This window comes from Micromonospora sp. NPDC005161 (assembly GCF_053599855.1).
In genome coordinates this window covers 22866-44041 of sequence record NZ_JBSFYQ010000004.1, presented here as the reverse complement: position 1 = coordinate 44041, position 21176 = coordinate 22866, and the positions used below count along the sequence as shown (strand labels likewise).

The window sequence follows — 21176 nt, the reverse complement described above, 5'->3', positions numbered from 1 at the left end:
GAATTCCGATCTTCGGCGGATATCCACCTCGATCCCTTCATGTCACACCCCCGATGGAACACAACGTGCCGGCGACCCGGACGAACGGTGACATCGCTCGAAGTGACGCAAACCTGACTGAGCAGCACCCGGTTCGCCCACGGACGATTCGGCTAGTTTTCCGGTCCGGTGCACGGGACTCGTCGGCGAACCCGACACCGCGCCGATCCCCCGCCCGACGCCGGAGGAGACACACATGACAGTCCCCGCGCCACGGGCCCGTCGACGGCCGTCCATGTGGGGCCGACTGCTGCCGCTGCTGCTCGTCGCGGCGCTGCTGGCGCCGGTGGGTCTGCTCCTCACGCAGACCTGGCGGCAGACCGGTGACAACCGCGACCTGGCCGCCCGGGAACGGCTCGGCGTGCAGTACCTCCGCGCCCTCGCCCCGGTCACCGACGCCCTGGTCGAGGCCCAGTCCGCCGCGGTCAACGGCCGCCCCGCTCCCGGCGAGGCGCTGACCCGCGCGGTCGAGGACGCCGCCGCGGTGGACGCCCGGATCGGCACCGAGCTGCGCAGCCAGGAACGCTGGGCCGGGCTGCGGGCCAAACTGGAGGCGCTGCGCGATCGCAGCCCCACCGACCCCGAGTCCGCCTACACCGCGTACGGCGAGGTCAGCGATCTGCTGCTGGCGCTGCATCGCAAGGTCCGGGAAAGCTCGGGGCTGGTTCGCGACCCGGGTGCCGACTCCTTCTTCCTTCAGGACAGCGCCGGCCAGGAGCTGCCGGAGGCGGTGGTGTTCGCCGGCCGGCTCGCCGACCTGGGCACGCTCGCTCCCCGCCGGCCGGCCGCCGAACAGACCCGCAGCCTGATCGAGCTGACCGGCCTGCGGGTGGCCGCCCTGGCGCCCGCCACCGACCTGGTCGACAACCTGCGCTCCGCGGTGGACAGCTCGGAAAGCACCGACCTCGGCGCGAACGTGCTCACCCCGCTGGACACCTACCAGCGCTCGGTGGAGGCGCTGGCCGCGCACTCCGCCCCGGCCCCCGGCACGGGCGCGGTGCACCCGGCCCGGCTGGCCGCCGCCCGGCTCGACACGCACACGGCCGCCCTCCAGCTCCAGCCGGTCATCCTCAGCGAGCTGGACGCCCTGCTGGTCGAGCGGATCGACGGGCTGGACCGGGACCGCTGGCTGACAACCGGCGCCGGGGTCGCCGCCGTGCTGCTGCTGGGTTGGCTCGCCGCGCTGCTGCTCGCCGCCGGCCGTCGGGCCCGTCGCCGAGCCGCGATGCCCGCAGCGCCCATGGTGAGCCGCGACATCCCGCCATCGGGCGACGCCTGGCAGTCGGCGATCCGCACCGGCCGGCCCGGTGACCCGCGATCGCTGCAACCGGTCGGCGCGACGCGCGACCCGGAATCCGCCCAGTGGGGGCCGTCCGATGCTGCTCGGTAGGCTCCGGATCCGCGGCAAGCTCGCGCTGCTCGTGGTGATCCCCCTGCTCAGCATGGTCGGCCTCGCCGTGCCTGTGGTGCTCGACCGGGTGGCCGCGGCCCAGCGCTCCAGCGACATCGCCGAGCGGGTGCGACTCGCCAGCCGGGTCGGCAGCCTGGTGCAGGACCTCCAGCAGGAACGCATCCTCTCGGTCGGCTTCCTGCTCGGCCGAGTGGAACGCGCCGAACTGGTCCGCAAGACCGCCGACGTGGACGACCGGGTCGCCGACCTGCGGGCCGAAGGGAGCGACGCGCTGACCGACCAGGTCGAGCACGCCCTGTACGGGGTGTCCAGCCTCATCGACCTGCGGACCGCCGTCCTCGCCCGGGCCGCGAACCCGATCCAGGTGATGGACGCGTTCGGCCCGGTCAACCGAGGAATGATCGAGTCGCTGCGGCTGGCGTTCAGCGTGGACACCGACACCCGGCCGGGCCGCCAGGTGCTGGCCCTGGACGGGCTGCTGCGCGCCGACGAGGGGCTGGGCGCGTGCGCCACCCTGATCGTGCTGGTCAAGGCGACCGGCAGCGCGCAGGCCAGCGCCGGGTACGTGGCGTGCATGGCCGCCCTCCAGGTGGACAGCCAGCGCTTCCGCAGTCTGATCACGCCCGAACAGTTGACGGTGGCCCGGCTCAACGACGTGGCCGTGACCGCCCGTACCAGCGCCGACTTCCTGGTCACCAGCGCCCGGGACCCGGCCGGTGCGATCCGCGACGTTCCACTGGACGTGCTCTTCCCGTCCGTCCGCTCGATGATCCGGCTCGGCCAGTTCGTGGAGAAGAAGCTGGTCGCCGACGTACTCGCCGAGGTGACCGCCGAGCAGCGGCGAGCGCTGACCGCCGCGTACCTGGTCGGAGGCGCCGCGGCGCTGATCCTGGCGTTGGTGGTGCTGCTCAGCACGGCCGTCGCCCGTACGGTGGCCCGGCCGTTGACCCGGCTCACCCGCTCCGCCGACCGGGTCGCCCGGGTCGCCGAGGCGGAACTGGTCCGGGTCACCGACGATGAGGCGGAGAGCGCCCAGCCGGTCCGGCTGGATCCGGTGGACATCCGGGCCAACGACGAGATCGGCGACCTGGCCCGCGCCTTCGACCGTGTGCAGAGCACCGCGGCCCGGCTGGTCGAGCGGCAGGTCGCCGGTCGGCGCAACGTGGCGCAGATGTTCGGCCACGTCGGCCGACGTACCCAGAACCTGGTGGGGCGGCAGCTCGCGCTGATCGACCGGCTGGAGCAGCAGGAGGTCGACCCGGGCCGGCTGGAGCACCTGTACCGGCTCGACCACATCTCCAGCCGGCTGCGCCGCAACGCCGGCAGCCTGGTGGTGCTCTCCGGCTCGGCCGGGGCGGACGCGCACACCGCGCCGGTGCCGCTGGCCGACGTGGTGCGGCTGGCGCTCGGCGAGATCGAGGACTACACCCGGGTGGAGGTGCGGGTGCCGGCGGGCATCTCGGCCGCGCCGGCCGTGGTCGGCGACCTCGTTCTGGCGCTGGCCGAGCTGATGGAGAACGCCACCATCTTCTCCCCGCCGCACACGCGGGTGCTGGTGGCCGGTGAGGCGTCCGGGCTCGGTGCCCGGATCACGGTGGTGGACCGCGGCATCGGGATGACCGAGCAGCGGCTGGCCGAGGAGAACGCACGGCTCACCCGGCGGGAGCGCCTCGACCTGACACCGACCGAGGTGCTCGGCCTCTTCGTGGTGGGCCGGTTGGCCCGCCGCCACGGCTGGGCGGTGAGCCTGACCGCCACCGACGGCGGCGGGGTGACCGCCCAACTGGAGATCCCACCGGCGTCGCTGGTGCTCCGCCGCGCCGACCGGGCCGGGGCCACCGTCGCCCGGGCCACCGTGCCGGACCGGGACCGGCGCTCGCCGGCCGCGCTCGGCCACAGCCGGGGCGCACGATCCCTCACGGCCACCGCGGCACCGGCCGGCTTCGACTCGGACGTGCTCAGCCGGGCCACCCGCAGTCTGGAGTCCGGTGCGTCCTGGGACGCGTTCGGCGCCGGGGAACCGGTCGGCACCGGCGCCAACACGACGTCACCCGCACCGGTCGACCTCCCCACCACCGAGTCGGGCCTGCCCCGACGACCGGGGCGTGGGGCGACCGGTGGCGGCCCGGGCATCGCCGCCGCCGGCATCCGCCACCCGGGCCGCACCGTGCCGGCGCCGGCACCGGCACCGGACCATCGGGCACGCCGACCGGCCCGCGGGTCCGGCAGCGGCTGCCCGGGGCCAGCCTGCCCGCCGCCTCCGCGCCGGTCGGCCCGGTGGACGCCACCGGCGCCGACCCGGCCGCCGCCCGCGCGCTCGTCGAGGCGTTCCAGTCCGGCGTACGACGGGCGGAGCTGAATGCCGCCCCCGGCAACGGCCACCCGGGCGTCACGGTCGACCCGCGCACCAGTCCGGGTGGTCCCGCCCCCGCGGTGGCCGACAGCAACGGGGCGACGCCGGGCCGGCCACTGCTGAGCCGGCGGGTGCCCGGGGCGAACGTCACCGCCACCGCGCCCGCCCAACCGGCCAGTCCGCACCTCGGCGACCCGGCCGAGGTCCGCGATCTCATCACCGATTTTGAGGCGGGCGTCGCCCGCGCTCTCCGCGAAGTCAGCCCAGACCGCCGGAACGAAGAAGGATCAGCCCAGTGACCAGCCCCTTCCTGCACGACAACGTCGACCACCAGAGCCAGTCCGGCAACGGCGGGGACCTCAGTCCGGAGGCCCGCACGTTCAACTGGCTGCTGGACTCCTTCACCTCCAGCACGGCCGGGGTGCTGGAGGCGATAGCGGTCTCCTCCGACGGGCTGTTGATGGCCATGTCGGCCATCAAGGACCGGTCCAACGCGGAGCGGTTGGCCGCCGTGGTCTCCGGCATGACCAGCCTCGCCGGCGGGGCGGCCAGCTGGTACGCGCTCGGCGGCCTCAACCGGGTCATCGTCGACATGGCCGACGGTTACCTGCTGATCAGCGCGATCAGCAGTGGATCAGTGCTCGGCGTGGTCGCGGACCGGTCGGCGAACCTGGGCACGGTCGCGTACGAGATGACGCTCTTCGCCGGGCGTGCCGGCGGCGCCCTCACGCCGCGGCTGATCGTCGAGTTGAAGAACGCCGTCCAGCAATGACCCGCGACGTCGCCGGTGAGGACCCGGACCCGGGACCCGGGGCCCGGATCCGTCCCTACCTGCGAGCGGCGCCCCCCACCGACGGCGGCGGGTCCCCGGAACCAGCGCCGGAGGCGGGTGTCGGCTGGCCGGCCGGTCCCCGACCGTTCGTGCTCACCTCCGGACGGGTGGCGGGCGCGGACCCGGCGATCGGGCTGGAGTCGCAGGTGACCCTCCGCCCGGACACCGGCCCGTGGATCACCCCGCCGGCCGTCCCGCTGGCACCGGAGCTCCAGGCGATCATCGCGCTCTGCGCCGAGCCGATCTCGGTGGCCGAACTCTCCGCCCGGACCCGGCTGCACTTCGGCGTGACCCGGGTCCTGGTCGGCGACCTGCGTGCCGCCGGGCACCTGGATGTGCACGTCACCGAAGCCGACCACGCCTTCGACCCCGACCTCATCCTGCGAGTGATTGATGGACTCCGTGCGATCTCCTGAATGGCCGGTCGCCCCGCTCGGGGGACTCGCCGGCAACAGCGCCGCCGCCCGCTACGGCACGTCGCCGGGCATCGGCCCCGCGCTCGGGCGCACCGGCCAGCCACCGGCCGCGCCACCTCCGCCGTACCGGCTGCCGACCAGCACCGGGGCGACGCCACCACCGGCCCACCGTTCGCCGGCCGCACCGCCCGTCCCGGTCAAGATCCTGATTGCCGGCGGGTTCGGGGTGGGCAAGACCACCACGGTCGGGGCGATCTCCGAGATCGCGCCGCTGACCACCGAGGCCGAGATGACCAGCGCCGGGATCGGTGTGGACGACCCGGGCGGCCGGTCGACCAAGACCACCACCACCGTGGCGATGGACTTCGGTTGCGTGACCATCGACCGAAGCCTGAAGCTGTACCTGTTCGGCACTCCGGGGCAGGCCCGGTTCGGCTTCATGTGGGACGACCTCGCCCGGGGCGCGCTCGGCGCGCTGGTGGTGGTCGACAGCGCCCGGCTGGACGACTGCTTCCCGGCGATCGACTTCTTCGAGCGGGCCGGTCTGCCGTTCGTGGTCGGGGTCAACGCCTTCGACGGGCGGCTGGCCCTGGAGCTGGGTGAGATCCGGTGGGCACTGGCCATCGGAGATCATGTACCTCTGGTGCAGTTCGACGCCCGGGATCGGCTCTCGGTGCGGGACGCCCTGCTGGTCGTCCTGGATCGTGCGCTGGACCGGGCCACCCGGGACAGGAGGGCCTGAGCCGACCGGCTCCGGCCGTGGCGGGAAGGGGTGATCTGGTGAGGGGCGACCTGGACGAGACGCTGGCCCGGCTGGCCCGGCGCGAGGAGGCGCTGCGCCGGCGGGCCAACGACCGTGACGAGAGCGCGACACCGCCGGGTCCGGCCGGTGGACCGGCCAACCTCGGGAGCGGCCACACCGACGCCCGCAATGCCGGGCTGGGGCGGCACGCTGGGCGGGACACCGCCGGCGAGGTGGCCGGCTGGGGGCCGGTCGAGGAGGTGGCCGAGGTGGTACGCCAGGTCGTCGGCGCCCACCCGGGGCTGGCGGTGACGGTGCGCGTCGAGCACGGCGGGCGGACGTACCCATTACTGATCTCCTGGGACGGCCCGCACGTCACGGTCGGTCCGGAACCCTCGGCGGCCCCGGTGGAGCCTCCGCCGGCCTGGCCGCTGTCCGGCCGCACGGTGCCGGCCTGGGCACCCGGCCCGAACGGGCTGACCCCGGACCCGGCCGCCCGGCTGGCCGAGCTGATCCGGCGGGACCCGTCGCTGCTGGACGAGCTGGATCCACGGCGCTGACGCCGGGACTGGCTGGCGGCGGCTACGGTCGGGCGGTGGCGCAACCCGACCTGACTCTCACGGCCAGCCTGCGGCCGGCGGCGCTGGACGCCCGGCGGGGCGTCGTCCGCCTGCACCCGGAGGTGCTGACCGCGCTGGGTCTACGCCCCGGCGACCCGGTCCGGTTGGTCGGCCGACGGGAGACCGCCGGAATCGTGGCGGCGGCCAAGCCGGGCGCGAGCCCCGTCCTGCTGTACGCCGACGACCTGACGCTGGGCAACCTCGGCCTCCACGACGGCGGTCAGGTGCGGGTGACTCCGGTGCCGCTGACCCCGGCGAGCCGGGTCACCCTGACCGGGCCGGTGGAGGTGGTCGCGGCGGTCAGCCCGGAGATGCTCCGGCTCGCCCTGCTGGGCAAGGTGGTCACCGCCGGCGACGACGTCTCGCTGTTGCCGCAGGACGTGCTGCCGGACGCCTCGGTACGCAGCCTCATCGAGGCGGCTCGGCGCAGCCTCGCCAACACGGTCGGGTTCGCCTGGACCAGCACCCTGCTCACCGTGGTCGCGGTCGAGCCGGCCGCTGGCGCACTGGTCACCATGGACACGCTGGTCGGCTGGGAGCACGGCCCGGCCACCCACGGCGCCATCCCCGGTCGGCTCGCCCCGGCCGAGCGGCCTTCCGGAGGGCGCCGGTCGGCTGAGACTCCGTCCGGTGCGGCCATGGGCCCGACGGAGGAGGACGACGCTCCCGACGTCGACGAGCTGCCGGGGCTGCGGGCCCAGGCCGAGGAGCTGACCGAACTGCTCGACCTCGGCTTCCACCACCGGGAGGTGCTGGGTCGGCTGGGCACCACCATCTCGCTGGGAGTGCTGCTCAGCGGGCCGGCCGGTTCGGGAAAGTCGGCGCTGGTCCGGGCGGTCGCGGCCCGGGTCGGTGCCCGCGTACACCCGCTCTGGGCGCCCGAGGTGGTCGCGCTGGCCAACCAGGCCGCCGCCGACCGGCTGCGCGCCGTGGCGGCGGCGGTCCGCGCCGGCGGGCCGGCGGTCCTGCTGGTCACCGATGTGGAGGCGCTCGCCCCGGCGGACGAGCCCGGCCCGGTGGCGACGGTGTTCCGCCAGGTGCTCATGGAGACCGTCCGTTCGGGTGCGGCCGTGGTGTGCACCACCGGCCGGCCGGAGGCGGTCGACCCGGCGCTGCGCGCGCCGGACCTGCTGTCGCTGCGGATCAGCATCCCGCTGCCCGACCCGGCGCTGCGCCGCGAGCAGCTCACCGTGCTGACCCGGCAGGTGCCGCTGGCCGATGACGTCCGGCTGGACGAGGTGGCCGGGCGTACCCCTGGATTCGTCGCGGCGGACCTGGCTGCGCTGGTCCGGGAGGCTGGGGTACGCGCGGCGCTGCGGCAGAAGTCGGCCGAGACGCCGACCGTGTCGATGGCCGACTTCACCGCCGCACTGGAGGTGGTCCGGCCGACCACGATGGCCGCGTCCACGCTGGAGCTGGCCTCGGTGACCCTGGACGACGTGGGTGACCTGGTCGAGGTCAAGCAGACGCTCAGCGAGTCGGTGCTCTGGCCGCTGACCTACCCGGACACCTTCGCCCGGCTCGGCGTGCAGCCGCCGCGCGGTGTGCTGCTCTACGGGCCGCCGGGCTGCGGCAAGACGTATCTGGTCACCGCGCTGGCCGGCTCGGGTCGGGCGAACGTGCTCTCCGTGAAGGGCGCGGAGCTGCTCTCCAAGTGGGTGGGTGAGAGCGAACGCGCGGTCCGTGAGCTGTTCCGCCGGGCCCGGGAGGCGGCCCCGACGCTGATCTTCCTGGACGAGGTGGACGCGCTGGCGCCGGTCCGCGGGCAGGCCACCGACGGCGGGACCACCGACCGGGTGGTCGCCGCCCTGCTCACCGAGCTGGACGGGGTGGAGACGCTGCGCAACGTGGTGGTGGTCGGCGCGACGAACCGGCCGGACCTGGTCGACCCGGCGCTGCTGCGGCCGGGCCGGCTGGAGCGGCTGGTCTACGTGCCGCCGCCGGACGGGGAGGCCCGCATGGAGATCCTGCGGGCCGCGTCCCGGCACGTGCCGCTGGCGCCGGACGTCGACCTGGCCGCGCTCGGTGGGGAGTTGGACGGGTTCTCCGCGGCCGACTGCGCGGCTCTGGTCCGGGAGGCGGCGCTCGCCGCGATGCGTGAGTCGCTGGCCGCGGCCACGGTCACCGCCGCGCACGTCGCCACGGCCCGGCGCCGGGTCCGTCCGTCGCTGGACCCCGCGCAGGTCGCCTGGCTGGCCGGGTACGCCGCCGAGCGAGGGTGACGCGACCAAACTGATCCGGCAGTCAACCTTTCGTCGTACCCAGGGTGTTCCTAGGACGTCACATTCCTCTGTGGAGCGATCCACTGCGACGTCAGGCGGTGTTTCTTGCGCAAGCTGCTCTCGCTTCTCCTCGTTTCCCTGGTGGCGGCGGCCACCCTCACCACGGTCGGCTCGCCGGCAGCCGCCCACCCGGCAAAGCCGTTCCCGGCCCGGATCGCCCTGCCCAACGGGTTCACTCCCGAGGGGCTGACGATCGGTCGGGGCACCACCGTTTACGTCAGCTCCATCTTGGACGGAGCGGTGTGGCGCGGTGACTTACGCACCGGCCGTGGCTCGGTGCTGATCCCGGCCGTGCCGGGCAAGGACAAGGCCGGTCTCAAGCTCGATCAGCAGGGCCGGCTGTGGACCGCCGACTTCTCCGGTGGCGGTGCCAGCGTCTACGACGCGGGGACCGGCAAGCTGCTGGCCCACTACCAGTTCACCGACGAGCCGGGCAGCTACGTCAACGACCTCGTGATCACCAAGCGGGCGGTCTACTTCACCGACTCGGGCCGGCAGGTTCTGTACGTGGTGCCGCTGGGCCACGGTGGCCGGCTGCCGGCCGCCACGGCCTCCCGGGTGCTGCCGCTCAGCGGACCGGCTGCGACGCCGGACGCCTACCACAACGGGATCGTGGCACTGCCGGACGGCGATCTGCTGGTCGCACAGATGCTGCCCGGTCGGCTGGTACGCATCGACCCGCGCACCGGCCGCAGCCGCCTCGTCGACCTCGGTGGCTACTCGGTGGAGCGGGCCGACGGCCTGGTGCTGCGCGGCCACACCCTCTACGTGATCCGCAACCTGACCAACGTCATCGCGGTGGTCCGGCTCAACCACGGTTACACCGCCGGGGCGGTGCAGCGGGAGATCACCGGTCCCCAGCTGCGGTCGCCGGCGACCGGTGACCTGCTCGGCTCGGCGCTGTACGTGGTGAACGGCCGGTTCGACGTGGAGTCCACGCCGGACACCGACTACGACATCGTCCGGGTACCGGCCTGATCCACCGGTCGGCGGCGACCTCTCCGGGGGTTGCCGCCGGCCGGCTCGGGTCACTCGGTGGGGAGCAGCGGGCCGAGGGGGCCGAGATCCAGGTTGAGGTCCTCCGGGGCCAGGCCGAAGTGTTCGCGCAGCCCGGCCATCTGCTCCTCCAGCGCCATCAGCGTCACCCCGATCCGCTCGATCTGCTCCTCGGTCAGGTCACCGAGGTCGACCCGGCGCAGCGCCTGCCGCTCCATCAGCTGCCGCAGCAACTCCACGATCGTGAGCACCAGGCTGGCCAGCCCTCGCTCGACCGAGTCGCGGTCCACCGCGATCCGGCGGTCCAGCGGGGTGACCCGGGGCGGCTGCCACGACTCCGCGCCCAGCGCGGCGGCCAGCTCCGCCGCCTCGTCCCGCCCGGTCATCCGGCGTCCTCCGGCGGGGCCAGCGCGCCGACCGAAGCGACCAGCGCGCGCAACGAGATCCGGACCAGGTCCACGTCGGCAATGGCCAGGGTGAGGTCGCCGCTGATCACGACCCCGGTGGCGAGCACCCTGTCGAGCAGGTCCACCAGGGCGACCGGCCGGTAGGCCAACGGATCGTCCGCGCTGCTCGACGCGAGCGCGCTGGTCACCACGGCTCCCGCACGGTGAGCGCCGGCTCCGGCCGTTCCGCGACGAAGGAGTACGCCGGCCACGGCCCGGTCAGCTCCAGCCGGATCTCCGGATGCCGGCTGCCCAGCGCGCCGACGAGCTCGGTGAAGCCGGGCAGCGCCGCGAGGTCCACCAGGTACGCCCCGTTGAGCACCATCGGGGTGGACGCACCGGAGAGCCGCCGGTCCTGCGGCGCGTGCCGCCGGCCCGCCACGGCCAGCTCGCACAGCGCGGCGTGCACCGTGTCCGCCGCCGCGCCCGCCGCCTGCTGGCCTTCCTCCCGGGCGGTCAACTGTGCCCGACGCCGCCGCAGGTACGCCGTCCCCACACCGCCGGCCCCGACGGGTTCGGCGCTCGCCGGAGCCACTCCCGGCACCAGGTAACCCTTCACACCCCACTCGCCGCGTCCGGTGAGGCGGTCCAGGGTGGCCTCCAGCTCGGTTCGGCACGCGGCGAGTGACCTGGCCACCCGGCCGTCGTCGGTGTGCACGGTGGCGAGCCGGGCCGGCACCACCGGCCCCCGTCGGGCCAGTGCCTCGACCACGCCGTGGTGTGCCCGGGCCGCCCGCTCCAGCCACGCCAGATCCTCCAGGTTGCGGCGCAGCGGCTGCTCGCCGTACTCGTCCAGCGGCGCGGTGCTGACCACGCCGACCAGGCCGGAGGTGGACACCGCCCGGACCGGAGCGCCGTCCATCCCGGCGATCGCCGTCAGCGCCGCCGGATCGGCGTCCCGGACCACGCCGTGCAGCCAGGCCCCGGCGACCGGGGCGGACCCGGCGGCGGGCACCTCAACCGTCGAACTCATTCCACTCCTCTAGTTCGGCGTCCCGGCGGCGCGCCCGGGCCGCCACCCGGGGCCGGCGCTCCGCCTCGACCTGCTCCGGGTCACGCGGTCCCGGCTCCACCGGGGGCCGAGCCCGCGAGCTGAGCCACGGATCGTGCTCCCACCAGTCGATGCCGATCTGCCGCGCGGTGTCGACCGACGCGATGACCAGCCGCAGTTTCAGCGTCAGCAGCTCGATGTCGAGCAGGCTGACCCGGATGTCACCGGCGATCACGATGCCCCGGTCGAGGACCCGCTCCAGGATGTCGCCCAGGTTGGCCGGCTCGTGGCCGGCGGGCAGGACCTGGCCGGAGTTCTGCACCACCGACGGCGGCTGCGCAGCGGTCATTTCAGCCCACCTCACCCTTCCCGCGCTGGTAGCGCCGCACCCGTCGGTAGCCGAGCAGCCCACCCTCGATGTCCAGCTCCACCTCGTAGAGGCCGAGCAGATCGACGGAGGCGGGAATCCGATGCGCCTCCACCAGCTCCACTCCGACCAGCCAGCCGTCCTCCGTGGCCTCCAGCGACGTGGTCCCGGACGGCTCCCGGCCGGTCAGCTCGACGAGCTGTCGCAGCCCCGCCCGAGCCGCCTCGGCAGCCGACACCGGCTCCACGTACTCCTCATCGGGATAGTCCTCGGCGGCCGGATCACGCCGTCGAGCCCGGACGTCGTCGTCGGTCATCGCGCGCACCTCCCTCGCGTGCCGGGCCACGCCGGGCCGGGCGCGCCCGCGCTCCGGCCCGACCCGCGCCCCCGGTCAGCCGGTCCAGCACCCGCTGCTCGGCCCGGTCGCGTTCCTCCGCGCTGAGTTCACCGGCGGCAGCCGCCGCGTCCAGTTCCTCCAGCTCGCGCCGGACGTTCACCGGGTTCCGCTGCCGCGACTCGGCCTCCCGGGCGACCACCGCGACCACCGCGGTCAGGCCGCGCACCGGCGCGTACGGCAGGGTCAGCAGCGCCCAGAGCAGGTCCACCGGTCAGCCCGCCAGCTGGTGCGCGCTGACGAAGTCGTACGGGGCGAGCGGGCCCAGCAACCGCAGTCGTAGCAGGCCCCCGCGGTGCTGCGCGTACTCCTCCAGGGCGTCGACCAGAGCGGCCTCCTGGTCGGCGTCGACCAGCAGGGCCAGGTGCGCCGCGTCCAGCTCGTGGCTGGGAGGGCGTGGCTGCGCGGACACGACGTACTCGGCCGTGGCGTCGAGCAGCCGCCGGTTCTCCGCCTCGCGGCGCAGCTCCACCGCCTGGCTGATCAGCTCCCCGAGCCGGATCCGTGGCTCACGGCTGGCCGCCTCGGGCCGGCCGCGTACCTGTTCGGCGAGCCCGGCGGCGGTCGGATTCTCGTCGAGCACCCCGCGCAGCAGCGTCCGCTCATCGAAGCGACCGTGCACGACGTACTGCACCCGGCCCTCGTACTCGGCCAGCGCTGCGGCGAACCGGTCGTGGTGCGGCCGGAGCAGATCGATCACCGCGTCCGGCCCGGTGACCACGGTGCCGAACCGCACCGGCAGCACCGGCGCCACCGCCGCCGTCCCGTCCAGCAGTTCCTGGTACGCACGCAGATCCGCCGACCGGCCCAGCGGCGCCTCCAACGGCACCTCACTGACCAGCGCGCCGAGGTCACCGTGCCGGATCACCGCCACCTCGCCCGGTGGATCGCCTACCCCGGCCGCGTCGGGCGTCGCCTCCACGTCGGCGGGCACCACGCCGTAGATGAACAGTCCCGTCTCGTCCGCCATCTCAGCCCCTCCCGAGGTCCCGCACGTTGCCGGCCACGTCCCCGACCGAGCCGGTGACGTCCCGGACGGCGCCGGTAACGCCGCCGACCAGACCGGCAAGGCCTTCGCCCTCGTCCGGAGCGAGGTCCAGCCGGTCGACCGCCTCGGCGAACCGCAGGTACGTCTCGATGCTCGCCACCACCACCCGGGCGTTGATCTCCACCAGTGGGATGCCGACGACGCCGACGGTCACCTGCGCGTCGATCACCACGCCCTTGTCGAGCACGGTCTCCACCACGTCGGCGAGCCCGCCGCCGGAGCCCACACGCTCCAGGGCCCCGCCGGCACCGCCCTCGTCGGATACGAGCGTCACTCGTCCTCCTCCCGGCGGCGGCGCACCACGGGTCGGCGCGGCGGTTCCGGTCCGCGTCGGACCGGCGGCCGGGGCCGCTGCGGCTCCTCGCGCGGCTGAGCGCGGCGGGCCCGCTCGGGAGCGCGACGACGGGGCGCCGGCGGCGGTTCCTCGTCGGGTTCGTCCGCGTACCCCTCGTCGTAGCCGTCCTCGTACGCCTCGTACTCCTCGTCGTACTCCGGCTCGGCGGGCCGGCGGGGTGGCCGCTGGCGCAGCCGCCCGGCGGGCCGTCGGCGCGGCCGCTCCTCCTCCGCGCTCGGCTCCTCCTCGGCGAACTCGTCGGCCTCGGGACCGGTCGGCGCCCCACCGCCCCCGCCCGGGCCGCGCTGGTCCCGTTCGCGCTCCTCGCGAAGGGCCGTCTCGTTGTCCTTGACCACCTGGGAGTCGCGAATCTCGCCCCGCCACCCCTCGACCTGGTCCGGGTCGAGCGCCACCTCGGTCATCACGTGCCGGACGAAGTGCTTCAGCTCCAGCCGCACCCGCCGGCCCTGGGCGCGCCACAGGTTGCCGGTGTGCTCGAAGAGGCCCTGCGGGTGGTACTCCAGCACCACCAGGATTCGGGTCAGGTCCGGGGTGATCTCGTGGAAGCTGACGGTGCCGTCGACCGAGCCCTTCTCACCCTTGGACCGCCAGTGGATGAGCTTGTCCGGCACCTGCCGGACGATGGTCGACTCCCAGGTCCGGTGCGACCAGAAGACCTGCGCCTTCCAGGTCAGCTTCTCGTCCGAGTCCGTGTCGACGCTCTCGACCTTCTTCATGAAGCTCGGGAAGTCGCCGAACTGCGTCCACTGGTTGTACGCGGCCCGCACCGGCACGCCCACCTCGATCGTCTCGACGATGTTGGTGACCTTCTTCTTGCCGCCCTTGCCGCCGCCCTTTCCGCCCGCGCGGCCGAGAGCCGACATCACCTTCTCCTTACCGCCGGCCATCCCGGCGTGCACCATCGCCTTCATTGGTGAGCCGCCCTCGGCGAGCTTCTGTGCACCGGTGGCGGCGGCGATCAGGCCCGGTCCGCCGCCCTGGCGCGCGTACTCGCTGAGCCGGCCGGTCGCGCCGGTGATCCGCTCGGTCACCACCGTCATCGCCCGCTCGCCGATCGCCTCGGCCAGGTTCCGCACCTCGTCGGCCAACTGGCCGCGGAGCTTCTCACCGATCCCACCCGGGTAGGTGTTCCCCGCCATGGTCACCGCCCCCGCCGCTGCCCGGCCGCCGCGTCGTCCCGGTCGGTCTGGTTCGCCGTGTCGCGGTCGGTGTCGCGGCCCGTGTCGTTGTCGCCGGCGCCGCTCTGGTCTCCGGAGCGGCGGCGCAGCGCGTCGGCCGAGTCGCGCAGCCGACCGGTGAGCGCGTCGACGCCGCTGCCGGCCGCCGCGGTGGCGGCGGCCCGGCCCGCGTTGACCAGTGGCCCGCCGAGTCGGCTCAGGTTGCTCAGTTGGGGGGACGAGTGCAGCACGTTGGTGCCCCGCTTCAGCAGCCCGGCGGGGTCCCGGCTGGCTCGGCCGGCGGCGACCGCGGCGGCCAGGGTGAGTGCGGTACGCAGCTTGCGGCGACGGCCCAGCAGGTAGCCGAAGCCCACCGCCAGCCCGATTCGTGTTCCGGTCTTCATCAGTTCTCCTTCGCTCCCCGGAGGGTGCGGACGCCTGCCCGGTGGGGGCCGGAGAAGGGCTACCGGGGAATAGCGCGAACCATGCCTTCAATCAGGCGTCCGTATCTGCGGACCCGGCGGGCAGTACCCGACGGCATTCCACCGAAACCGTTCTGGCGATTTCCATCCGCGTCGACGAACACCATCCGGAAACGCGGGATTGGACGCCCCAGAACGGACGTCCAGGTGGTAACCACCAGGGAAAACGACAGAGAAGACGAACCTTAAGAATCGCTTCAGAGTGCTGGCGGCGTCGAATCCAGGCAGATTTCGGCGCGCACCTTGCCACCATCCTCGCGCAATGTGGCGCCGCACTTTTTCAGTACGCCGACCGCGCCGATGTTGTCCGCGGTCGTCTCCGCCACCACGGCCCGCATGCCCGCCCGGGCGGCGGCGTTCAGCAACTCGCGCAGGGCGGTCGCGCCGATCCCCTGCCCGCGAGCCGAACGACCGAGCCACATCCCGGTCTCGACCGTGCCGGGCTCGTCACAACGCGTCATCCGAACCATGCCCGCCACCTCACCGCCGACGAGGATCGCGTACATCTGGGAGCGTGTCGGGCCGTCCAGGCCGCCGAAGCTCGCGCGGTGAAAGTCCCGGAAAGCCTCGCGGCGGGCGAGCGACCAGCCGGCGGGAGCGTCGACCGGAGGCATCACATCACCTGGCTCGGCCTCGGCAGCCGCTACGGAGAGCAATGGCTCCAGGTTCTGCTCATCCACCGGCTCCAACCGGACCGCACCCGCCACGTGCCGCAGTCTGCCGCCCTGATCGGCCGAAGTCCACCCCATTGGGCATCCACTGGCGGTCCGGCTACCGGTACCGACCGGTCGGACCGCCCGAGTGTCCACCTCACGCTCTGTTGCCAACCAGTCGAGTCGCGGGGCCCTCAGGTCGCCGCCCCGAACTCGCAGAACACCACCGAGGCATCGTCGGTGGGCTTGTGCCGGCGCAGCCGGTCGGGGTGGTCGCGCTCGGCCTCCCGGACCCGGTCGAGCAACGCGCCCGGGCCGTCGGCGCTCAGCATGTCCAGCAGCCCCGCCCAGTCGGTCAGCCCGAACTGGTCGACAGCGCTGGACGCGCCGTCACTGAGCAGCGCCGCCCGACGCACCGCCGACGGCCCCCGCTGGGGCACCGTCCCGGTCACCGCGTGGAAGGCCGCGTCCGGGTCGGCCGCCGCCACCCAGTAGCCGTGTGTGCGGTTCATCCGTTCCCGCTGGACGCCCACGGCGTGCCGGAAGCGGGTCACCGGGTCCGCGTCGGCCGGCACGGTGGCGACCGTCCGGCGCAGCTCGGCCACCGCCGCCTCCAGCCGGTCGTCGGTCACCACGCTGACCTGGCCGGTGTCCAGCACCAGCGGGCTGTCGCAGAGCACCAGATGGTCCACCTTGTCACCGCAGTCCCGCAGTAGGCAGACCGTGCTGGACGGGGTACCGGGATGATCAAGGTCGCACTGCCCGCCGTGGTCGGCGCGAACGGCGAGAATGGCCGCCGCCAGGTTGCTGGTCAGCCTCGCCGACGGGCGCGCCGCCTCGGCCATGCCGATCCGGGCGGCCAGGTGCCGGACGTACCACTCCGGCCCGTGCACACAGCCGGTGTCGAAGCCCTCCGGCACGGTGGCGCCGTCCAGCACGCCGACCAGCGGGCCGAACCGGAAGACCAGGTCCTCGTTGACCGGCCGGCCCGGGGCTGGCACGGATGCGGAGCGTACCCGCATCATCGGTGCCAGCCCCGACGCCCGGCCGGGTCAGCGGTGCCGGAGATCATCGGCGGCCGCATACGCCTGCCCCTGCATTTGCCCGGCGGCTGAACGGCCCTGGTCGCGTACCGCGGACACCCCCTGCTCGGCGGTGGACCGCACCGACTGCGCCGCCTGCTGCGCGGGCTCCCGCAGGTTGTCCTGCATATGGTGGCCGATCTGGCTCGCCTGCCCGCGCAACTGGTCGGAGTGCTCGCTCACCATGCCCCGGGCGCGACCGGCCAGTTGCCTTTCCCGCCCACTCGACGGGAGCAGCGAGGCGGCCAGCAACCCGACGCCGAAGGCGACCACGCCGGCGGCCAGCGGGTTGCCCTGCGTCTGCTCCCGGGACTGCTGTCCGAGCGACCGGGTCTCGTCGCGTACCGAGCCGGCGACGTGTGACATCCGCTGGCTGGCCTCCTGCCCCATGTGGCTCGAGCTGCCCATCACCCTCTCCTTCGCTCGGGCGAACGCGCCGCGGGCCTGCCCGACGCGGTCACCGGCGATCCGACGCGGGTTGACCCTGTCGGCCAACGCGTCGACGTCACTGCTCAACTCGTTGCGGGTGGTCTCGATCTCCCGCCGGATCCGATCCGGATCACTGGACATGATCTGTCCCCTCCCGACTCGTTCACCGACCGCGCAGTGCGTCCGGCATCTCCCGGGCGGTCTGCTTCGTTCGCGGCAGCACCGCACGAGCCCGCTGCAGCTGGCTCCGGGCGTTGATGAAAAGGCCACCGGCCACGACCGCCCAGATCACCGCGACGATCAGTGCCGCCCAGCCCTGGTCCATCGTGTTGGACAGCCCCCACCACACCGCGTACGACACGAACAGGACGGCCAGGAACCCGGCCAGCCCCGCCCCGCCGAACATGCCGCCGGCCTTGCCGGCCTGGCTCGCCTCCTCGCGGAGCTCGGCCTTGGCCAGCTCGACCTCCTTGCGCATCAGCGTGGAGAGGTCCCGGGTGACGTCACCCAGCAGGTCGCCGACGGAGGCCTGGGTCCGTTCCTTCTCCGGGGCGCTCACGGTGCCACCCCGCCCGGCAGGTCCCGCTCCGGCCGACCGGCCGGCGACACGTTCTGGGCCCGAGCCGTACCGGTGTACGGCTGTTCGGGCTGGTAGGGCGCGTTGAACCCGCGATCGTAGGGCTCCGGGCCACCCCCGTCCGGGTGCCCGTACCCTGCTGCCGGGCCGCCTGACATCCCTGCGCCGCCAGCGCTGGTCAGGCCACGGGCGAGTCGCCCGACCAGCAGTCCGGCCACCGCCGCGCCGGCCAGGAACATCCCCGGGTTGCGTCGGGCGTACGTGCGGACCTCGTCCAGTACGTCCCCCGGCTCCCGTCCGTCGAGCCAGCCGGCCGCCCGTTGCGCGGCGTCCCCCGCCCGGCGAACCGCCTGGCCGGCCAGCCGGGAGTCACCGTCCTGCTCGGCCATCGAGTTGAGCCCCTGGCCCAGGTCGCGCAGACCGTCGACGGCCCGCTGCTGTTGCGATCTGGCCTGCTCACGCAGCTCGCTGGTGGCCTCTCCGGTCAGGTTCCGGGCCTGCTGGCGCGCTTCCGCGGCCACCTGCCCGCCCTGCTCGGCGGCGGTATGGGCCACCTGTCCACCGGCCTGCGCGGCCTGCTGTCCGACCCGGGACGCCTCCTGCCGAGCCTGCTGCGCGGTGCCGGTCGCACCCTGTGGTGGCCGGCTCGGGTTGGTACCCGTCATAGCCCGCTCCCTCCATCGGCCCGGAGCCGCATGGCAGCGCCCGGGACGCTCCCCGCCTACCCGCCGAATCTGGTGCCATGCTTCCACCGGTCTGGACGGACCGGGCACCGGGGACGCCGTTCCCGGTGCCCGGTCAGCAGACGGCCGGGACCCGGACAATCAGGAGTTGAGGCCGGTGTGCGGGCGGTGGCGTCAGCGGCGGCGATCGCGGGCGCGCGATGAGCGGAGCCGGCGGAGCCGGCCGATCAGCACGGGGTCGGCGGCCAGCGCCGCCGGGTTGTCGAGCAGCCCGTTGAGCAGTTGGTAGTACCGGGTCGAGGAGACCCCGAAGGTGTCCCGGACGGCCTGCTCCTTGGCACCGGCGTGCCGCCACCACTGCTGCTCGAAGGCGAGGATGGCCTGTTCCCGCTGGGTCAGCCCCGCCACCGGCCCGGTCGGTTCGGCATCGTCCCCGGCGGCCTGCGCGGGGTCGGCGGTGCTCTCGACGGGCGGCGCCGGTCGGGGTGTCGGAACGGTCGGCCCACCACCGACCGGTGCCTCACCCGGGCGAGCGTCGGTGGACGGCTCGGGGGAGACCGGGGTGGCGTCGGCGGGCATGGCGTTCAGCCTAGCCAGGGTCGGCCCGGGTCGCAGCAGCCGGCGCGGCCGGCCCCGCACGCCGGGAAACCCGACGGCCGGGCCGGCCGCGCCGCGCCGCGTTGGTCAGGAGATGTCCCGCCGGCGCATCGCCCAGAGCGCCGCGCCGAGGATCACCACCAGCCCGACGGAGAGCAGCACGGAGGACTGCTGCCAGGTGATGTCCAGCGTGTCCGGTTTGCACTCACCGTAGTAGGTGGCGTTGCAGGAGTTCCAGTTCTGGAGGGTGACCTTCTTGGTCATCCACGCCAGCGCGTACGTGGGCAGCAGCCATGCCTCGGCGAACCGCACGCTCGCCATCGACAGCAGGATGCCGAGACCGAACTGGCCGACCACCATCACCGCCACCACACCGCCGAGGGCCATCGCGGTGTGCCGACCCAGCGAGGCCAGCGCGAAGCCGATGGTGGTGACCACCAGCACCAGCACCACGCCGCGCAAACCGGTGAGGGCGAACGACTGCCAGGCCCCGGACGTCATCTTCTCGGTGTTGCCCCGGAAGGTGGCGACCGCCCAGAACCCGGCGAACCAGAGCACCGCCGCGGGCAGCGTCACCGCCAGAATGCCGGTGAGCAGCGCGGCCAGCTTGGTGAGCAGGACGGTGAGCCGCTTCGGCCGCCAGAGCAGCAGGTTCATCATCCCGCCGGTGTTCCACTCGGCGCCGATGAAGGACGCGCCAACCACGAACCCGACCAGGGCGAGGATCGCCGCGAACGGGATCAGCGTCTCGTCGAACGTCTGCCGGAAGTTGAACGTCGAGGGCAGGAACCACTCCGCCTGGATCTGGTCCCGCGACGGAGCCGTGATCACGGAGCAGTCGTCGGGGTAGCGGCCGTCATTCGGCTTGTTCGCCGCCTTGGCCTGCTCGCAGCTGACGCGCTCCTGCTCGCTCCAGCGCAGCTGCTCCTGGTACTGCTGGTCGGCCTGGCGCTCGGCCCGGGCCAGCTGGCCGGCGTCGATCTTCTGGTTGGTGAGGAAGACCCCGACCACCACCGCGGCTAGCACGAGCAGGCCGAGCAGCGACATGTAGCGGGTGAAGCGCCGCTTGGCCAGCCGGCGCAGCTCCGTACGATAGAGGCTCACGCGCCCCACCCTCCTCCGGTGGCGTCGGGCTGCCCCGTCCCACCGACCTTCATGGACTCGTCGACCTGCCGGTGCTGGCCGGGTACCGGTGCGGTGGCGGTCAGTTCGAGGAAGACGCTCTCCAGGTCGACGGCGACCGGGGCCAGCTCGCTGACGTAGAGGTCGTGCTCGGCGAGCAGCCGGGTCACCGTGGCCGGCTTGTCGACGCCAGCCAGCATCAGGTGGTCCGGGTGGCCGGTGACCCGCATCCCGGCCCGGGTGAGCGCGTCGGTGGCCGCGGGCAGGTCGCTGACCGCCTCCAGCCGGACCCGGACCGCGCCGGACGAGTGCTGGGCCAGCACCTCGTCGACCGGGCCGAAGGCGACCCGCCGGCCCAGCGAGATGATGGTGACCGAGTCACAGATCAGCTGGATCTCGCCGAGGATGTGGCTGGACAGCACCACGGTCATCCCGGATTCGGCGAGCGTCCGCATCAGCGTGCGCATCTCTCGGATGCCGCCCGGGTCAAGGCCGTTGGCCGGCTCGTCGAGGATGAGCAGCTTCGGGTTCTTCAGCAGCGCGGAGGCGACGGCCAGCCGCTGCTTCATGCCCAGCGAGTACGTCTTGACCCGCTCGCCGGCCCGGTCGCGCAGCCCGACGAGCTCCAGCACCTCGTCGACCCGGGTGGCCGGCACCTCACCCGCCCCGGCCAGCAGGGACAGCGTGTCCCGGGCCGAGAAGTGCGGGAAGAACTGCGGGCTCTCCACGATCGCGCCGACCTGGCCGGCGACGCTGGCCAGCGCACCGGGCACCTCGTGCCCGAGCAGTGCCATCCGGCCGCCATCGGGCCGGATCAGGCCGAGCAGCGTACGCAGTGTGGTGGTCTTCCCGGAGCCGTTGGGGCCCAGGAAGCCGTGCACCTGCCCGGCGTCGACCCGCATGTCGAAGCCGTCGAGCGCGTTGCGGGTGCCGCGTCGACGACTCTTGTACGTCTTACGTAGACCTTCGATCTCCAGGACAGCTGGCAAGCTGCACCTCCCCCGATGGTGGGCGTGACAGCCGACACCATACGCGGTATGCAGACGCGCGCAATACGCGGTATGCATCGACGCGCCGGTAGACGCGTTTCATCGACGGAAAG

General features: G+C 73.6%; 26 protein-coding genes and 2 pseudogenes. 10 read left to right on the top strand and 18 right to left on the bottom strand.

Features of this window, described 5'->3' with window-relative positions; genetic code table 11:
• Positions 1 to 235: 235 nt before the first annotated feature.
• The 10 genes and pseudogenes from ACWD5O_RS05450 to ACWD5O_RS05405 all read left to right on the top strand — a co-directional run bounded on the left by ACWD5O_RS05450 (position 236) and on the right by ACWD5O_RS05405 (position 9673).
• Positions 236 to 1429 (top strand): hypothetical protein, encoded by a 1194-nt coding sequence (locus ACWD5O_RS05450; protein WP_387324384.1) that lies wholly within the window; start codon positions 236 to 238, stop codon positions 1427 to 1429.
• Positions 1416 to 3809 carry a sensor histidine kinase gene (locus ACWD5O_RS05445; RefSeq protein ID WP_387324381.1) on the top strand — a complete coding sequence of 798 codons (2394 nt, stop codon included), beginning with the start codon at positions 1416 to 1418 and terminating at the stop codon, positions 3807 to 3809. The genes ACWD5O_RS05450 and ACWD5O_RS05445 overlap by 14 nt, the downstream gene beginning before the upstream one ends.
• Entirely contained in the window at positions 3728 to 4102 is a 375-nt protein-coding gene (locus tag ACWD5O_RS05440) for a hypothetical protein (RefSeq protein WP_387324378.1), read from the top strand. Before ACWD5O_RS05445 ends, ACWD5O_RS05440 begins: the two co-directional genes overlap by 82 nt.
• Positions 4099 to 4575, top strand: coding sequence for a roadblock/LC7 domain-containing protein (locus tag ACWD5O_RS05435; RefSeq protein ID WP_354963533.1), 477 nt, complete (start codon positions 4099 to 4101; stop codon positions 4573 to 4575). The genes ACWD5O_RS05440 and ACWD5O_RS05435 overlap by 4 nt, the downstream gene beginning before the upstream one ends.
• A complete protein-coding gene (locus tag ACWD5O_RS05430) occupies positions 4572 to 5051 on the top strand; it encodes a DUF742 domain-containing protein (RefSeq protein WP_354963532.1) in 480 nt (159 codons plus the stop codon). Before ACWD5O_RS05435 ends, ACWD5O_RS05430 begins: the two co-directional genes overlap by 4 nt.
• Positions 5029 to 5793, top strand: a complete 765-nt coding sequence (locus ACWD5O_RS05425; protein ID WP_387324373.1) for a GTP-binding protein — start codon at positions 5029 to 5031, stop codon at positions 5791 to 5793. The genes ACWD5O_RS05430 and ACWD5O_RS05425 overlap by 23 nt, the downstream gene beginning before the upstream one ends.
• Positions 5794 to 5831: 38 nt before the next feature.
• The gene (locus ACWD5O_RS05420; protein WP_354963530.1) at positions 5832 to 6353 is read left to right on the top strand and encodes a hypothetical protein; all 522 of its coding nucleotides are present in this window, start codon (positions 5832 to 5834) and stop codon (positions 6351 to 6353) included.
• Positions 6354 to 6388: 35 nt separating this feature from the next.
• Positions 6389 to 6983 (top strand): annotated as a pseudogene (locus ACWD5O_RS05415) (AAA family ATPase); the annotation flags it as partial.
• 92 nt (positions 6984 to 7075) lie between these two features.
• Positions 7076 to 8635: pseudogene (locus tag ACWD5O_RS05410) on the top strand (AAA family ATPase); the annotation flags it as partial.
• Between the two features lie 105 nt (positions 8636 to 8740).
• Positions 8741 to 9673, top strand: coding sequence for an SMP-30/gluconolactonase/LRE family protein (locus ACWD5O_RS05405; protein ID WP_387324370.1), 933 nt, complete (start codon positions 8741 to 8743; stop codon positions 9671 to 9673).
• 50 nt (positions 9674 to 9723) lie between these two features.
• On the opposite strand, the gene ACWD5O_RS05400 is transcribed toward ACWD5O_RS05405, so the two are convergent.
• From ACWD5O_RS05400 to ACWD5O_RS05315, 18 genes are all read right to left on the bottom strand, one after another.
• Positions 9724 to 10077: a gas vesicle protein K gene (locus tag ACWD5O_RS05400; protein WP_354963527.1), complete on the bottom strand. Its 354-nt coding sequence runs from the start codon at positions 10075 to 10077 to the stop codon at positions 9724 to 9726.
• Positions 10074 to 10286 carry a gas vesicle protein gene (locus tag ACWD5O_RS05395; RefSeq protein WP_354963526.1) on the bottom strand — a complete coding sequence of 71 codons (213 nt, stop codon included), beginning with the start codon at positions 10284 to 10286 and terminating at the stop codon, positions 10074 to 10076. Before ACWD5O_RS05395 ends, ACWD5O_RS05400 begins: the two co-directional genes overlap by 4 nt.
• Positions 10283 to 11110, bottom strand: a complete 828-nt coding sequence (locus tag ACWD5O_RS05390) for a GvpL/GvpF family gas vesicle protein (RefSeq protein ID WP_387324368.1) — start codon at positions 11108 to 11110, stop codon at positions 10283 to 10285. Before ACWD5O_RS05390 ends, ACWD5O_RS05395 begins: the two co-directional genes overlap by 4 nt.
• Entirely contained in the window at positions 11094 to 11477 is a 384-nt protein-coding gene (gene gvpJ, locus ACWD5O_RS05385; protein ID WP_121657174.1) for a gas vesicle protein GvpJ, read from the bottom strand. Before gvpJ (ACWD5O_RS05385) ends, ACWD5O_RS05390 begins: the two co-directional genes overlap by 17 nt.
• A gap of 1 nt (position 11478) precedes the next feature.
• Positions 11479 to 11811, bottom strand: a complete 333-nt coding sequence (locus ACWD5O_RS05380; RefSeq protein ID WP_354963524.1) for a gas vesicle protein GvpO — start codon at positions 11809 to 11811, stop codon at positions 11479 to 11481.
• On the bottom strand, positions 11777 to 12100 hold the full coding sequence (locus tag ACWD5O_RS05375; RefSeq protein WP_354963523.1) for a gas vesicle protein GvpG: 324 nt from the start codon (positions 12098 to 12100) through the stop codon (positions 11777 to 11779). Before ACWD5O_RS05375 ends, ACWD5O_RS05380 begins: the two co-directional genes overlap by 35 nt.
• A 3-nt stretch (positions 12101 to 12103) precedes the next feature.
• Positions 12104 to 12859 (bottom strand): GvpL/GvpF family gas vesicle protein, encoded by a 756-nt coding sequence (locus ACWD5O_RS05370; protein ID WP_354963522.1) that lies wholly within the window; start codon positions 12857 to 12859, stop codon positions 12104 to 12106.
• Position 12860: 1 nt separating this feature from the next.
• Positions 12861 to 13211 (bottom strand): gas vesicle protein GvpJ, encoded by a 351-nt coding sequence (gvpJ, locus tag ACWD5O_RS05365; protein ID WP_449941336.1) that lies wholly within the window; start codon positions 13209 to 13211, stop codon positions 12861 to 12863.
• Complete coding sequence (locus ACWD5O_RS05360) at positions 13208 to 14431, bottom strand: SRPBCC family protein (RefSeq protein WP_354963521.1); 1224 nt, start codon at positions 14429 to 14431, stop codon at positions 13208 to 13210. Before ACWD5O_RS05360 ends, gvpJ (ACWD5O_RS05365) begins: the two co-directional genes overlap by 4 nt.
• 2 nt (positions 14432 to 14433) lie before the next feature.
• Positions 14434 to 14853 carry a hypothetical protein gene (locus ACWD5O_RS05355; RefSeq protein WP_354963520.1) on the bottom strand — a complete coding sequence of 140 codons (420 nt, stop codon included), beginning with the start codon at positions 14851 to 14853 and terminating at the stop codon, positions 14434 to 14436.
• Between the two features lie 275 nt (positions 14854 to 15128).
• Positions 15129 to 15638 (bottom strand): GNAT family N-acetyltransferase, encoded by a 510-nt coding sequence (locus tag ACWD5O_RS05350; protein ID WP_354963519.1) that lies wholly within the window; start codon positions 15636 to 15638, stop codon positions 15129 to 15131.
• 140 nt (positions 15639 to 15778) lie between these two features.
• A complete protein-coding gene (locus ACWD5O_RS05345; RefSeq protein WP_354963518.1) occupies positions 15779 to 16585 on the bottom strand; it encodes a hypothetical protein in 807 nt (268 codons plus the stop codon).
• Between the two features lie 51 nt (positions 16586 to 16636).
• Positions 16637 to 17236 carry a DUF3618 domain-containing protein gene (locus ACWD5O_RS05340; RefSeq protein ID WP_354963517.1) on the bottom strand — a complete coding sequence of 200 codons (600 nt, stop codon included), beginning with the start codon at positions 17234 to 17236 and terminating at the stop codon, positions 16637 to 16639.
• A 22-nt stretch (positions 17237 to 17258) separates the two neighbouring features.
• Complete coding sequence (locus ACWD5O_RS05335; protein ID WP_354963516.1) at positions 17259 to 17654, bottom strand: phage holin family protein; 396 nt, start codon at positions 17652 to 17654, stop codon at positions 17259 to 17261.
• Positions 17651 to 18337, bottom strand: coding sequence for a hypothetical protein (locus tag ACWD5O_RS05330; protein ID WP_354963515.1), 687 nt, complete (start codon positions 18335 to 18337; stop codon positions 17651 to 17653). The genes ACWD5O_RS05335 and ACWD5O_RS05330 overlap by 4 nt, the downstream gene beginning before the upstream one ends.
• Positions 18338 to 18529: 192 nt before the next feature.
• Entirely contained in the window at positions 18530 to 18934 is a 405-nt protein-coding gene (locus tag ACWD5O_RS05325; protein WP_354963514.1) for a DUF3263 domain-containing protein, read from the bottom strand.
• A 105-nt stretch (positions 18935 to 19039) separates the two neighbouring features.
• Positions 19040 to 20056, bottom strand: a complete 1017-nt coding sequence (locus ACWD5O_RS05320) for an ABC transporter permease subunit (protein ID WP_354963513.1) — start codon at positions 20054 to 20056, stop codon at positions 19040 to 19042.
• Positions 20053 to 21063, bottom strand: coding sequence for an ATP-binding cassette domain-containing protein (locus ACWD5O_RS05315; protein WP_354963512.1), 1011 nt, complete (start codon positions 21061 to 21063; stop codon positions 20053 to 20055). Before ACWD5O_RS05315 ends, ACWD5O_RS05320 begins: the two co-directional genes overlap by 4 nt.
• Positions 21064 to 21176: the final 113 nt, after the last annotated feature.